Origin of the sequence: Vreelandella neptunia (assembly GCF_000712975.1) — a bacterium.
Lineage (GTDB): Bacteria > Pseudomonadota > Gammaproteobacteria > Pseudomonadales > Halomonadaceae > Vreelandella > Vreelandella qaidamensis.
In genome coordinates, this window is record NZ_JHQL01000003.1 from 359048 (window position 1) to 372575 (window position 13528).

Consider the following 13528-nt stretch of genomic DNA (forward strand, 5'->3'; position numbering starts at 1 on the left):
ATCCTATCCACTTAGTCAGTACTACCGAAAAGCTGTTCGTCAATTAAATCACATAAACAGTGGATAACGAGCAGGTGTACTTCTTGGATGCGGGCAGTTGATGTCGCAGGGACGCGAATCTCACAGTCATCCTGACCAAGTAGTGACGCCATATTGCCGCCATCTCTGCCGGTTAGTGCGACCACTGTCATATCGCGGTCGTGGGCAGCTTGGATAGCTTGAACAATATTAGCCGAGTTGCCACTGGTGGAGATGGCTAGTAAAACATCGCCAGGCTGACCTAGTGCTCTGATCTGCTTGGAAAATACTTCATTGTAACTGTAGTCGTTTGCGATGGAGGTAAGTGTTGAGGTGTCGGTAGTCAAGGCTAGCGCGGGTAAGCTGGGGCGCTCGCGTTCAAAGCGATTTAATAGCTCTGATGAAAAGTGTTGGCTATCACCTGCGCTGCCACCATTGCCACAGGCAAGCACTTTACCCTCGTTAACTAAGCACTGAACCATCATTTGGCTAGCGACCTCGATAAAAGGCGGTAGCACTTCGCTGGCATATGTCTTGGTGTCTATGCTGGCGTTAAAGTGATCAAGTATGCGTGATTGAAAGTCCATTAGGGCTTCCTAGTAAATGTATCAGTAAGCATCAAAGGCAGCCTTTTCCCATTGAAATTCAAGTGCGGGCGACGTGCCTGTAATTGCTAGAATATCAAAACGGCAGGGACTGGAAATAGCATGCCGAGCGATATACAGCTTGGCTGCTCGTATTAAGCGATTTCGCTTTTGTGGTGTGACCGTCTCTAATGGGTGACCGTACCGAGTGGTGGTGCGATGTTTTACCTCAATAAAGACCAATATATCTCGATCTCTCATGACTAGGTCTAGCTCACCACCTTTAACATGGTGGTTGCTAGCGACAAGTATTAAACCATGTCGTTGCAGCCATTGAGCGGCTTGTTGCTCAATGGCTGCACCTCGTAATCGTGCCGTCTGAGGTGTATTGGAATTCTGAGGGTTATTGGGCATCGTTCAGCAGGCCCGGAATCAAAATGGGCGAAGGCACACCATTTTGGAACTTGGCCCATGGTAATTCTCGAGAAACCCTGCCATCACCAGATAAGCGGAGAGTGCCAGTGCTTCCATTCATGCCATCAAGGGCCGACAGGTCTGATAGGCGAATGCCAAGTTCGTAAGCATCTACACCCATTGCCATCAGGCGGAACATTGAAGCGTCTGATTCGTTGCGAAGCTCTGCATAAGTCGAATAAAAGGGCAGTGCTTCTTCGCCACCTACCGCAGCATCAGGGATTTGCCAGGGTATATCGATAAACATTACATCATTTAAGTCTTGATCCAAGCGAGTCTGTAAACGCCCTTCATGTAAATGGGAGGTAGCATAAATCGGAAGGTTAGGGGCGTAATAATAGTCCATGGTGGGAGGTACTTGACGCGCATACTCAGGGAGGGCAAGTAGAAATAGTGCATCGATATTCCCAAGACGGGCGCGCTCTCCGCTCACATTTAAGGCTGTTTTTACCGCGTTAGCCACGGCGCTATTAGGATCATAGCGGACAGCGTTGGTAATTTCGCCGCCCTGGCTTTGCCATTCATTCCAGAAAGCTTCGCCTACGCGTCTACCCCAGGCATTGTCGGGCACCATGATGGACATTTGGCGATGGCCGTCCTGAAAGGCTCTGCGAGCTGCTTGGCGAGCTTCATCTTCAGCAGATAAACCATACTGAAGGAGCTGAGGTGCTTGATTGTTGGCACTGTTGCCATAGTTTAGTGCCAGCGTAGGTAGCGGCACGCTATTGCGCTGCTCAAGTTGAGTGACTTGATCTTTATCAATTGGGCCAATCAAAAGCTGGGCATTCATTTGTTCAGCACGTTGGTAAATTTCATCGAGAGAGTATTGGGAGGCATCAATAAAAGTAAGCTGTACATTTTTGCCGCTGAGGTCGTGATGACGGCGCATGGCAGAAGCAATGGCGTTAGCTACACTACTTAGTGGGCCAGATTCAGGCAGTGCCACTGCAATACGCTGTATGTCGACACCCTCTAATTCAGGGATAGACGCTTTCGCAGGCTCTGCTTGGTCTAGTGCTTGACGTGCCCATTGCTGGCGCTCTGCAAGTGTATTCTGTTGATTAGCTTGCATAGGAAGTTCGTCATCAAGCACTTGGGTAGCGCGAAGTACCGCGCGGGGGTTGTCTAGGCTACGAGCAAGTTCAGAGAAAAGCATTGCCCAGCGTACCCGGTCTGATTCCGTAAGCATGCTTTCATCTATCGCATCAGCGGCGTCAAACGCGTCTTCGCGTTGTCCCTGCCTAGCAAGTATGTTTGCTGCTTCCAGTCGAGTTTTGGCGGCTTGCTCTGGGGCTTGCTGCTCCGCTTGACTAAGCAGTTGACTGGCATCCTGATCCGGGACGCGGTCAACTACGCTTGGGGGCTGCATAGCACACCCTGTGATTAGAAGCGCCATGAAGGCAGTGGCTAGAAATCCACGTATCGACTGTTTCATGTATCCTTCCTTAGTTTTCATTTGCGCTGTCGTCGCTTAGCGAGCAGATAAATTCACCATTGCACAAGCATAGCGCACCGTCAGTGTCGGCTATTAACAAATCGGGAGTCACGATGACACACCAACATCCGGGCACATTGTACGTGGTTGCCACGCCAATTGGGAATTTGGAAGACTTGTCGCCACGTGCTGCACGGGTATTAGCAGAAGTATCGCGCATTGCTGCTGAGGATACACGTCACAGCAGCCGCTTGTTAGCGCATTTAGGCATTAATACGCCGATGCTTTCTTTGCATGAGCATAACGAAGCGCGGCGAGTCGATACGTTGGATAGTTACCTAATGGCAGGGGAAAATATTGCTTTAATCAGCGATGCGGGAACGCCGCTGATATGCGACCCCGGATTCGTGTTAGTTAGGGAATTGCGACTAAGGGGGCGCGATATTGTGCCGCTTCCAGGGCCTTGTGCACTGATTAGTGCGCTGTCAGCGGCTGGGTTGCCTACTGATCGATTTACGTTTGGTGGTTTTTTGCCATCCAAGCCAAGCGCACGACGGCAAGCACTTGAGAAATGGCAGGCGCGTGAAGAAACGCTGGTTTTCTACGAGTCACCTCATCGTATTGAACATACGCTTGAATCGTTGTGTGAGCAAATGCCTGAAAGGGCGGTTGTTTTGGCAAGAGAATTAACCAAAACCTATGAAACTTTTTTGCAGGGTACGCCGTCATCATTACTTAGTCAGCTTAAGCAAGACCCGAATCAGAGCCGAGGGGAGTTTGTCGTAATGATCGCTGGGGCACCGCCTGCCGTTCAAAGTGATGAGCAGTCCATAACTGCGGAAGTCCTGCTTAACGCATTGCTAAGAGAGGGCGTGGGCGTTAAGCAGGGAGCTGCGGTTGCTGCCAAAATGTTAGGTGGTCGTAAGCAAGAGTGGTATGCAAGATTGCAAGCATTGAAAGGTGAGGATTGAGGCAACGGCATGGCACTGGTATGCTTGCCGCCGGAGTTGGCCAGACAGTCGCCGCTAAATTGCTTGTAAAGGCGTTTAGGGGAGGAAAGTCCGGGCTCCATAGGGCAGAGTGCCAGGTAACGCCTGGGCGGCGTAAGCCGACGGAAAGTGCAGCAGAGAGTAGACCGCCTAAGCCTTTCGAGGCCGGTAAGGGTGAAAGGGTGCGGTAAGAGCGCACCGCGCGCCTGGCAACAGTGCGTGGCATGGTAAACCCCACTCGGAGCAAGACCAAATAGGGACCCAATGGCGTGGCCCGCGCTGGGTCCGGGTAGGTTGCTTGAGCGCTGTGGTGACGCAGCGCCTAGAGGAATGACTGTCCACGACAGAACCCGGCTTATCGGCCGACTCCCCATTTCCATAAAAGATGTGCCGTGCGCATCTTTCTTAACATTGTGTGAGATTAACATGCCTTCTCCTGACGCTGACCAGGTTGCTTCCCATTTTCGCCATACCAGCGTTTTATTAGAAGGGGCGGTAGATACACTTGTTCATAATCCCGACGGTATCTATTTAGATGGTACGTTTGGGAGAGGTGGTCACTCTCGCGTTATTCTTTCGCGTTTGAGTGATCAGGGCCGTTTAATGGCTATGGACCGTGACCCTCAAGCTATCGCTGCTGCTGAAGACATCCAAGACCCTCGCTTTGAAATCACCCAGCGTGAGTTCGCACGTTTAGCCGAGTATGCGCAAGAGCAAGGGGTTTACGGAAAACTTTCAGGTGTACTGTTAGATATTGGTGTTTCTTCTCCACAGTTGGATGACCCAGAGCGTGGCTTTAGTTTTATGCGCAATGGGCCTCTTGATATGCGTATGGATCCAACGCAAGGAGAGAGTGCTGCTGCGTTTTTAGCCCGTGCTAGCGAAGCAGACATTGCCAATGTGTTCAAACTTTATGGAGAAGAGCGCTACGCGAAACGCCTAGCGCGTGCGGTTGTTGCGCGGCGTATAGAAAAGCCTTTTACGCACACCGTTGATCTGGCAGACGTCTTAAAGACGGCTCACCCTGCTTGGGAAAAGGGGCGTCACCCCGCTACCAAAGCGTTTCAGGGGCTGCGTATTTATTTAAATGGTGAGTTGGATCAGCTTGATGCAGCCCTTGAAGGGGCCTTAGAAGCGCTAGCACCTGGCGGTCATCTGGTGGTAATTAGTTTCCACTCGCTTGAAGATCGTCGTGTAAAACGTTTCATTCGCCATCACGTTCGTGGTGATACGCACTTGCCACGGGGCGTGCCAATTCGCGATGATCAGCTAAATCGCCGTCTTGAAGCTTTGGGTAAAGGAATGCGCCCAAGTGATGAAGAGGTAGACGCTAACCCCCGGGCGCGCAGTGCCGTCATGCGAGCCGCCCGTAAACGAGTGTGATCATGAGCATGGATCGGATTGAGCGTTGGGCGTCAACGCTGCGCACCGAATGGCCTTTTAAGCTACGTTTGCGCGCTTGGCCGGTTATCCTTGTTGTATTGTTTATGGCGTGTGTTGTGACCGGTGGTTTCGTGGTTGCTACGACGCATATGACGCGAGTTCAATATGCGCAATTACAGCAATTAGAACAGGAAAAAAACCAGCTGCAGACAGAGTGGGGGCAGTTGCTGTTGGAGGAGGGAGCGTGGTCTACCCCGGCCCGCATAGAACAAATTGCTACGGAACGGCTTGAAATGCGTATTCCCGATGTGAATGACGTCGAGGTAATCCGACCATGAAGCATGAGCGCCGGGGAGGGATATCCCGTCAAATGCCTATCGCGCCGCCATTAGCTGGCGGTCGTTTTTTGTTTATTCTTATTATTGTTGGGTTGGCTTCGGTCATCCTTATTGGCCGAATTACTCTACTTCAGGTGATCGACCGGCCTTTCTTACAAAGTCAGGGTGATGCCCGAACGCTTCGCCATGAAGCAATATCGGCGCACCGCGGTATGATTACTGACCGCAATGGTGAGCCACTGGCTATCTCTACTCCTGTTGTGACGCTTTGGGCAAATCCACAAGAGCTGCCCACTGATGTTATCCAGCGATTAATGTTAGCCCAAGCCCTAGGCCTTTCGTTAGACGATTTTGAATCACGTGTTGCTCGTTTTAGTAACCGAGAGTTTATGTATTTGCGCCGTCAAATGACACCAGAGGCAGCTCAGCGTGTTCTAGACCTACGTGTTCCTGGTGTTTATCCCCAGCGTGAATATAAGCGGTACTACCCAGCAGGCGAGGTGGCAGCGCAATTATTGGGGGTGACGAATGTTGATGATGTTGGTCAAGAGGGCTTGGAGCTTGCTTATCAGCCCTATTTAGCTGGCCGACCGGGTCAGCGCCGCGTTATTAAAGATCGACGAGGTCGATTAGTTCGCGAGCTGGGTGTAATTCGTGAGGCACAACCTGGTGGTGAGCTGACGTTGGCGATTGATCAGCGCATTCAGTATATGGCGTATCGAGAACTGCGCGCTGCCGTCGCGGAACATGAGGCGGATGGGGGAGTGCTCGTTATGCTTGATGCGCGTTCCGGTGAAGTGTTGGCAATGGCTAATTTACCTTCCTATAACCCCAATAATCGAGCGGGGCTCGACCCACGAGGGCTGCGGAATCAAGCGTTGGTTGACGTATTTGAGCCTGGCTCGGTGATGAAACCGTTAGCAATGGCGGCGATTCTTGAAAGTGGTGTTGTGAATCGAAATGTCGTGGTGGACACCTCGCCTGGGTGGATGCGCATTGATCAGTTCACTATTCGAGATATCCGTAATTACGGCGAGCTTGATTTAGCAGGGATTCTTGAGAAATCTTCGAATATTGGTATGTCTCGTCTTGCGTTGCAGCTCAGCGATACTGCTATTTGGGAAAAATATAATCAGCTTGGTTTGGGGCAAAGCCCTGGTACTGGTTTTCCTGGGGAATCTACCGGAAGTTTACCAGCTCCGGTGCGTTGGTCGCGAAGTGAGCGAGCAGCCTTTTCTTATGGGTATGGGTTGTCGGTGTCTGCGCTGCAGCTTGCCAGTGCCTATACCGCGTTGGCAAATAATGGCGAACGTCTGCCCCCGTCACTGCTTAGATTGTCTGAGCCACCCCAAGGCATTCCCGCTATATCACCAAGTGTTGCCAACGATCTGTTGGATATTTTAGAAACGTCAGTGGGTGCCTATTCTGGCGGACGTCGCGCCCGGGTTGAAGGTTATCGCGTGGGCGGTAAAACAGGAACTGTTCGCAAAACGGGACAGCAGGGCTATTCGACCGATGCCTATCGGAGTGTGTTTGCTGGTATTGCCCCTATTTCTGACCCGCGTATTGTTACTGTTGTTATGATTGATCACCCTCGGGCTGGCCAGTTTTATGGTGGGGCAGTAGCTGCCCCGGTGTTCTCTAGCGTTACAGGTAATGCCCTACGTTTGCTGGACGTGCCACCTGATCATGAGGTCGAGTAGCATTAAGGAGATTGCATGAAGTTGACCCCAGAGAGGTTATGGGTAGCGTTAAAGCAGGTGTGGCCTAATGCCGTGTTGCCTGAGCCGATGCCTATATTGCCGGAACAGCTTCGCTTAGTAACTGATACGCGCAAGTTGGCGATGGGCGATGTGTTCGTGGCTATCCCAGGAAGCCAGCGTGATGGTTATGAATTTGTTGACCAAGCGCTGGCAGCAGGTGCTTCGCTTGTATTAGCGCATGCAAAAGAAGGCCGCGTTACACTAGAGGGAGGCATACTCTATTTGCCACACCTATCCATCCGGCTTGGTGAGCTGGGTCGCGCGCTATTTGGTGTTCCCAATGACCTCCAGGTAATAGGGGTAACTGGCACCAATGGAAAAAGCTCGGTTACGCATTACATTGCAGCGTTAAGTGAGTTGCTTGGCCAACCCGCTGGGGTAATAGGGACATTAGGTGTTGGTCGCCTTGGTCAACTGGTCGATACAGGTCTTACCACGCCGGGCTCATTGGCAATGCAAGAAATTTTGGCTGACCTAGCACATCAAGGGGTAACACGTGTTGCGCTTGAAGCCTCTTCGCACGCCCTTGAACAACGTCGTTTAGATGCTGTAAACGTCACAGCAGGGGTGTTTACCAACCTAACTCGCGATCATCTTGATTATCATGGCAGCATGGTGGCTTATGCCGCTGCAAAAGCGAAGCTGTTTCGTCGCTCTGAGCTGGTGCTTGCTGTTGTCAATGCGGATGACCCTCTTGCGAGACTGATGCTGGCAGGGTGTGATAGTGGCGTGCGTGTTTTGGCGGTGGGCAGTGATGAGGCTGTAACGCTTCGCGTGCTAGATTGGCATCCACACGAACACGGCCAGCAGGCGCTTATTGCTACGCCTGAAGGTGAAAAAGCGCTTAATTTAAGTTTGATGGGACGGTTTAATCTAGACAATGTGTTGCTAGCTATGAGTGTGCTCTATGGGTTGGGCGAACCATTAGACCAATTGTTTGAATTAGCAGCTGAGTTGGAACCTGTCCCTGGACGCATGGCGCTATACCGCGAGGCTAATGCGCCCAGTGTTGTTATCGATTATGCCCACACGCCGGATGCATTATCTAATGCCCTCGACGCGTTGAAAGAGCATTTAGGGAGCACTGGGAAGTTATGGTGTTTGTTTGGTTGTGGTGGTGAGCGTGATGCGGGTAAGCGTACCGAGATGGCTGCTGTGGCGGAGCGGCGGGCTGATTATGTGATTGTTACTGATGATAATCCGCGTAATGAGTCTGCTGAACAAATTCGCCAACAAATTGTGTCGGGTTTTTCTGCTGCAGCTGAATTTATGGAAATAGGTGATCGTAGCCAAGCGATCTGGCATGCGGTTCAGCATGCCGATACACAAGACGTTATTTTAGTGGCAGGAAAGGGGCATGAGTCCTATCAACATATCGGCGGCGTTCGTCACGATTACCAAGATAGCGAACAAGTGTTAAAAGCTTTCAAACTTAGGGCTGCCATGTGATGAACTGGTCGTTAGCTAGTATTGCCTCAGCGCTAAAGCTTTCCATTCCCCAAGCCTTATACGAGTTATCGGTGACAGCGGTAATCACCGATACGCGCCATATCGTTCCTGGTTGTCTATTTGTGGCTTTGAAGGGGCCGCGTTTTGATGGTCATGATTTTGTTGAACAGGCGCTTGAGAAAGGTGCTGTGGCCGCTTTGGTTGAACGCCCAGTCAGTAGCTTGCTGCCCCAATTGGTCTGCGCCGACACACGCTTAGGGCTTGGCTTGCTAGCGCGGGCTTGGCGACAGCACTGCGATCTACCACTGGTAGCGGTCACTGGTAATAGTGGTAAGACAACGGTGAAAGAGATGACGGCTTCACTTCTTTCACCCTTAGGCCATGTGCTTGCTACTGAAGGAAACTTAAATAATGACATTGGTGCGCCGCTAACGTTGCTACGTTTAGCAACGCACCATCAGGTAGGCGTGATTGAGTTGGGTGCAAACCATTTGGGCGAAATTGCCTGGACCAGTCAACTGGCCTCCCCAAATGTTGTCATTATTACCAATGTGACAGGGGCGCACGTTGGAGAATTTGGTGGTATGGGACAAATAGCCCAAGCTAAAAGTGAAATATTAACGGGGCTAGCGGAAAGCGGTACTGCAGTGCTAAACCGTGATGACCGCTATTTTGAGTTTTGGGCGGCCTGTGCAGGAGATAAGAGAATTGTAAGCTATGGCTTACATGGCGATGCGGACGTTCACGCGTCGGCACTTTCCTGCGACTCTTTCGGACGGTATGCTTTTACGCTTGTTGAGCGTGGGCAAATAATAGGAAACGTAAGGCTCCCGTTGATTGGTAAGCATAATGTGAGTAACGCTTTGGCAGCCGCTGCGGCGGCTCTTACGTTAGGTGTTGCGCCAGAGCAAGTGGCGGCGGGGCTGTCTGAACTCTCCTCGCTGTCAGGGCGCTTAAGCATCGTACCAGGCGTGCGCAACACAACCTTGTTGGACGATACCTACAACGCAAACCCTGGTGCGGTAAAAGCGGCTTTGGATGCATTAGTAAACTTTCCTACGCCTCGCTGGTGCGCGCTTGGCGCCATGGGGGAATTGGGCTGCGAGTCGCATGCCCTGCATGCTGAAATTGGTCGTTACGCAGCGTCATTGGGTATCGACACCTTACTGACCTATGGCGAGGCCGCCCGTTCAGCAAGTGAAGCCTTCGGTCGCGGGCTGCATTTTGACGACCACGAGACGCTAGTGCGTCATGTTATTAATACTCTGCCGCCTAACACCACGCTATTGGTGAAAGGGTCGCGTAGTGCCGGCATGGAAAATGTCATTGCTGCGCTACGTGCGGATGAAACAAGGTAAGCGCCGTTCATGTTACTTCACCTGGCGAATTTTCTAGCCCAATATCAGTCTGCTTTCCAAGTTTTTAACTATTTAACCTTACGTGTCATTCTCGCAGCGCTAACAGCGCTCATGTTATGCCTGTGGCTTGGCCCCTGGGTGATACGTCGGTTAGTGGAAGGCCAAATTGGTCAAGCGATACGTGATGATGGCCCCCAGTCTCACTTGTCTAAAGCAGGTACACCCACCATGGGTGGGGCAATGATTTTGTTGGCGATTGCTATCAGTACGCTGGTCTGGGGCGATTTAACTAACCATTATGTTTGGGTAGTGCTACTGGTCACATTAGGCTTTGGTGCTGTTGGTTGGGTCGATGATTATCGTAAAGTTGTCGAAAAGAACCCACGTGGACTTCCCGCGCGCTGGAAGTACTTCTGGCAGTCGGTGGTGGGGATTAGTGCTGCTGTGGTGCTTTATTTTACCGCTGCTACACCGGCTGAAACTAGCCTATTGATCCCAATGTTTAAAGATGTCGCGCTACCCCTTGGCGTGTTCTATATCGTGCTGACCTACTTTGTGATCGTCGGCAGTTCTAACGCAGTTAACCTCACTGATGGTCTTGATGGTTTGGCAATCATGCCCACCGTGCTCGTGGCTATGGGCTTGTCGGTCTTTGCTTATGCAAGTGGTAACGCTGTGTTTGCTAACTATCTGCATATTCCTTTTATTCATGGTACCGGCGAGTTAGCTGTTTTTTGTGCCACTATTGCTGGCGCTGGCTTGGGGTTTTTGTGGTTCAACACCTATCCGGCTCAGGTGTTTATGGGAGATGTGGGGGCGCTGGCACTTGGTGCCGCGCTAGGCGTCGTGGCTGTTATTGTGCGCCAAGAAATTGTGCTGTTTATCATGGGCGGCATTTTTGTGCTTGAAACGATCTCAGTGATTCTCCAAGTCGGCTCTTATAAGCTTACCGGTCGGCGTATTTTCCGTATGGCACCTTTGCATCACCACTATGAGTTGAAGGGATGGCCAGAGCCGCGGGTAATTGTTCGTTTTTGGATTATTACCGTTGTATTGGTGTTGTTAGGGCTTGCTACGCTGAAAGTTCGATGATTAGCAAGGTAGTAGTGGCAGTGTTGCTGCTATTAGCGTGATGTGTAAAGGAGCCGGTCATCGTGCGTGTCGCAAATGGAGTCACTGTTGTTATTGGTCTTGGTATCTCTGGGCAAGCTATTTGTCGTCATTTGGCGCGTCAAGGCATGCTATTTATGGTGGCAGATACACGAGCAGCCCCCCCAGGATTAGACGATTTTCAGAAGCAATATCCGGATATTGAGGTTTATTGTGGCCCATTGACGGCGCTTGATTTTACGAATGCCCACGAAGTGGTTATTAGTCCTGGTGTAGACCCTCATTCACCAGGGCTTGAAGGCTTGTTAGAGCGTTATAATCCAGCAACGGGTGAACCTATGCTGGTAGGCGAAATTGCCTTGTTTGTGCGGGCTGTCAATGCACCAATTGCTGCCATTACTGGCTCTAATGCTAAGTCAACGGTCACTACGCTATTGGGTGAGATGGCTAGCGCTGCGGGTGTGAACGCTGCCGTGGGTGGCAATTTAGGCACGCCAGCGTTGGATTTATTAGCTGATTGTCCAAATGCCGAGCTTTACATCCTTGAACTCTCAAGTTTTCAGCTAGAAACAACGCCTCGTCTGAGCGCTAAAGTGGCTGCTTTTTTAAATATCTGTGAAGATCATTTAGATCGACATGGTGATATGGCGGGTTACCATCGCGCCAAACAGCGTATTTTCTATGGTGCGCAAACAGCTATTGTCAATGCAGATGATCCCCTCACTTGGCCAGAGGTGTCAGTCTCTCATGTCCAGCGTTTTAAGGCTTCTGCGCCTGAGGGTGATGACTGGGGAGTTGCTCAAAAGGACGGCGAGCTAACGCTGTTTCATGGTGATGTTGCCTGGCTTGGTACAGAAAAATTAGCCATTGCTGGTCTGCATAACTATGCCAATGCACTGGCAGCGCTGGCAATGGGCAGTGCGTTAGGCTTCGCAAAAGTGTCTATGTGCCAGGCATTAGCTTCTTTTAAAGGGTTGCCCCACCGTAGCGAAGTCATTGCACGAGTTAATGGCGTTTTGTGGGTGAATGATTCAAAAGGTACTAACGTTGGCGCCACGCTAGCCGCGATACAAGGTATTAGTGCGTCGCTTGAGGGTAAAGTAATATTATTAGCCGGTGGCGTTGGTAAGGGGGCAGATTTCACACCGTTGGCAGCCCCTTTAGCAGAGTGCGCCAAAGCCGTATTGCTGTTTGGTATTGATGCCCATCGCCTTAAGTCGGCGTTGTCATCGTCTGTTTCAGTACAAGTAGTTAACGATTTAACTCTAGCAATGGAAATCGCTTGGGAAATTGCTGAACCCGGCGATTGCGTGCTGTTATCGCCCGCCTGTGCAAGCCTAGATCAATTTATAAACTATCAAGCTAGAGGCGATGCTTTTCGGTCTTGGGTCGAGCAAAAGCAGCTTCAGCATAACGACTCAGGGAGTAGGGTATGAGCAGAGTCCAGCGTATTCGCGATGCGCTGACAACGCGCCATTTACCCACTGATGTGTGGCTGATTATTGCTGCCATAGCATTAGCTGGCTTGGGTTGGGTAATGGTTAGTTCGGCATCAGTAGGGCTACTTGAAAATAGCTATCACTATGCTCGGCAGCATGGGATCTTTTTATTATTGGCCGTTCTAGCCTGCTTTTTCATGCTGTGTGTCCCTCTGGAGGCGTGGCGTCAAAACGCGGCGTTATTTTTGTTGATCAGTATTTTGTTGCTTGCGCTAGTGCTATTGATTGGTCAAGAGGTCAATGGTAGTAAGCGCTGGATTTCACTGCCTGGCCCCTTGCCTAGCTTGCAGGTTTCCGAGCTGGGAAAAATTGGTTTGATTTTTTACATGGCAGCGTTCATGTCTCGTTTTACCTATGACCTGCGCCGTCGTGCTTTAAGTATGTGGCGACCTTTAGCGGTACTGGCTGTTCCTGCGGGATTACTGTTCCTCGCCCCCGATTTTGGTGGCATGGTGGTCTATACCGTGTGCGTTATTGGTATGTTAATGATGAGTGGTGCCTCACTTACCTTGCTCTTCGGTAGCGGTGGCGTATTAGCTGCGGGAGCTGTGATGATGGTGGTGATGGAGCCTTACCGGTTAGCGCGCTGGACTAGCTTTCTAGATCCGTGGGCGGATCAGTTTGCGACTGGTTATCAACTGACTCAGGCACTGATTGCGTTTGGTCGTGGACACGTGACCGGTACTGGTTTAGGTAATAGTGTTCAAAAGCTCCACTATCTTCCGGAAGCCCACACGGACTTTATATTTGCCGTGATCGCGGAAGAGCTTGGCATGATTGGCGCTATCCTTGTGGTACTGCTGTTCACATTGCTGATTATCCGCGCGATGTTGATTGGGCGGCGTGCAGAGTTGGCGGGCCACTTGTTCGGCGCCTATGTCAGCTATGGCATAGGTTTTGTTATTGCAGCGCAGGCATTTATTAACATGGCGGTAAGTTCAGGGTTGTTGCCAACGAAAGGGTTAACATTGCCACTGATTAGCTATGGCGGTTCAAGTTTATTGGTAACCGGTATGATGATTGGCTTATTGCTACGCGTTGATGCCGAAACGCGTCACCGGCCTCGTCGTCTATCGACGCCCTATAAATCACGTCATGAACCTCGGTTATCGTGACTACTCAAGGAGT

General features: G+C 51.0%; 12 protein-coding genes and 1 other RNA gene. 10 read left to right on the top strand and 3 right to left on the bottom strand.

Annotation, left to right across the window (positions count from 1 at the left end; translation table 11 throughout):
• Positions 1 to 11: 11 nt before the first annotated feature.
• The 3 genes from CR46_RS0109700 to CR46_RS0109710 are packed head-to-tail and all read right to left on the bottom strand — an operon-like array spanning position 12 to position 2511.
• Positions 12 to 605, bottom strand: coding sequence for a phosphoheptose isomerase (locus CR46_RS0109700; RefSeq protein ID WP_030072327.1), 594 nt, complete (start codon positions 603 to 605; stop codon positions 12 to 14).
• Positions 606 to 626: 21 nt separating this feature from the next.
• A complete protein-coding gene (locus CR46_RS0109705) occupies positions 627 to 1016 on the bottom strand; it encodes a YraN family protein (protein WP_030072329.1) in 390 nt (129 codons plus the stop codon).
• Positions 1006 to 2511: a penicillin-binding protein activator gene (locus tag CR46_RS0109710; protein ID WP_030072331.1), complete on the bottom strand. Its 1506-nt coding sequence runs from the start codon at positions 2509 to 2511 to the stop codon at positions 1006 to 1008. Before CR46_RS0109710 ends, CR46_RS0109705 begins: the two co-directional genes overlap by 11 nt.
• A 113-nt stretch (positions 2512 to 2624) precedes the next feature.
• Here CR46_RS0109710 and rsmI point away from each other — a divergent pair, with 113 nt between their 5' ends.
• The 10 genes from rsmI to ftsW all read left to right on the top strand — a co-directional run bounded on the left by rsmI (position 2625) and on the right by ftsW (position 13515).
• Entirely contained in the window at positions 2625 to 3482 is an 858-nt protein-coding gene (rsmI, locus tag CR46_RS0109715) for a 16S rRNA (cytidine(1402)-2'-O)-methyltransferase (protein WP_030072334.1), read from the top strand.
• 32 nt (positions 3483 to 3514) lie between these two features.
• Positions 3515 to 3874, top strand: an RNA gene (rnpB, locus tag CR46_RS17975) — RNase P RNA component class A.
• 52 nt (positions 3875 to 3926) lie between these two features.
• Complete coding sequence (rsmH, locus tag CR46_RS0109725) at positions 3927 to 4883, top strand: 16S rRNA (cytosine(1402)-N(4))-methyltransferase RsmH (RefSeq protein ID WP_030072338.1); 957 nt, start codon at positions 3927 to 3929, stop codon at positions 4881 to 4883.
• A 2-nt stretch (positions 4884 to 4885) separates the two neighbouring features.
• A complete protein-coding gene (gene ftsL / locus CR46_RS0109730; RefSeq protein WP_030072340.1) occupies positions 4886 to 5221 on the top strand; it encodes a cell division protein FtsL in 336 nt (111 codons plus the stop codon).
• Positions 5218 to 6924: a peptidoglycan D,D-transpeptidase FtsI family protein gene (locus CR46_RS0109735; RefSeq protein ID WP_030072342.1), complete on the top strand. Its 1707-nt coding sequence runs from the start codon at positions 5218 to 5220 to the stop codon at positions 6922 to 6924. The genes ftsL and CR46_RS0109735 overlap by 4 nt, the downstream gene beginning before the upstream one ends.
• Positions 6925 to 6939: 15 nt before the next feature.
• Positions 6940 to 8433: a UDP-N-acetylmuramoyl-L-alanyl-D-glutamate--2,6-diaminopimelate ligase gene (locus CR46_RS0109740; protein ID WP_030072344.1), complete on the top strand. Its 1494-nt coding sequence runs from the start codon at positions 6940 to 6942 to the stop codon at positions 8431 to 8433.
• Positions 8433 to 9791, top strand: coding sequence for a UDP-N-acetylmuramoyl-tripeptide--D-alanyl-D-alanine ligase (locus CR46_RS0109745; RefSeq protein WP_030072346.1), 1359 nt, complete (start codon positions 8433 to 8435; stop codon positions 9789 to 9791). The genes CR46_RS0109740 and CR46_RS0109745 overlap by 1 nt, the downstream gene beginning before the upstream one ends.
• A 9-nt stretch (positions 9792 to 9800) precedes the next feature.
• A complete protein-coding gene (gene mraY / locus CR46_RS0109750; RefSeq protein ID WP_030072348.1) occupies positions 9801 to 10883 on the top strand; it encodes a phospho-N-acetylmuramoyl-pentapeptide-transferase in 1083 nt (360 codons plus the stop codon).
• Positions 10884 to 10942: 59 nt separating this feature from the next.
• Entirely contained in the window at positions 10943 to 12337 is a 1395-nt protein-coding gene (gene murD / locus CR46_RS0109755) for a UDP-N-acetylmuramoyl-L-alanine--D-glutamate ligase (protein WP_035536532.1), read from the top strand.
• Positions 12334 to 13515, top strand: coding sequence for a putative lipid II flippase FtsW (gene ftsW, locus CR46_RS0109760; RefSeq protein ID WP_030072350.1), 1182 nt, complete (start codon positions 12334 to 12336; stop codon positions 13513 to 13515). The genes murD and ftsW overlap by 4 nt, the downstream gene beginning before the upstream one ends.
• Positions 13516 to 13528: the final 13 nt, after the last annotated feature.

Excerpts from the sequence above, each read along its gene's own strand:
- CR46_RS0109705 (WP_030072329.1), bottom strand. The coding sequence starts at position 1,016 with ATGCCCAATAACCCTCAGAATTCCAATACACCTCAGACGGCACGATTA.
- ftsW (WP_030072350.1), top strand. The coding sequence starts at position 12,334 with ATGAGCAGAGTCCAGCGTATTCGCGATGCGCTGACAACGCGCCATTTA.
- ftsL (WP_030072340.1), top strand. The coding sequence starts at position 4,886 with ATGAGCATGGATCGGATTGAGCGTTGGGCGTCAACGCTGCGCACCGAA.
- CR46_RS0109735 (WP_030072342.1), top strand. The coding sequence starts at position 5,218 with ATGAAGCATGAGCGCCGGGGAGGGATATCCCGTCAAATGCCTATCGCG.
- CR46_RS0109740 (WP_030072344.1), top strand. The coding sequence starts at position 6,940 with ATGAAGTTGACCCCAGAGAGGTTATGGGTAGCGTTAAAGCAGGTGTGG.
- CR46_RS0109745 (WP_030072346.1), top strand. The coding sequence starts at position 8,433 with ATGAACTGGTCGTTAGCTAGTATTGCCTCAGCGCTAAAGCTTTCCATT.
- CR46_RS0109700 (WP_030072327.1), bottom strand. The coding sequence starts at position 605 with ATGGACTTTCAATCACGCATACTTGATCACTTTAACGCCAGCATAGAC.
- rsmH (WP_030072338.1), top strand. The coding sequence starts at position 3,927 with ATGCCTTCTCCTGACGCTGACCAGGTTGCTTCCCATTTTCGCCATACC.
- rsmI (WP_030072334.1), top strand. The coding sequence starts at position 2,625 with ATGACACACCAACATCCGGGCACATTGTACGTGGTTGCCACGCCAATT.
- mraY (WP_030072348.1), top strand. The coding sequence starts at position 9,801 with ATGTTACTTCACCTGGCGAATTTTCTAGCCCAATATCAGTCTGCTTTC.
- CR46_RS0109710 (WP_030072331.1), bottom strand. The coding sequence starts at position 2,511 with ATGAAACAGTCGATACGTGGATTTCTAGCCACTGCCTTCATGGCGCTT.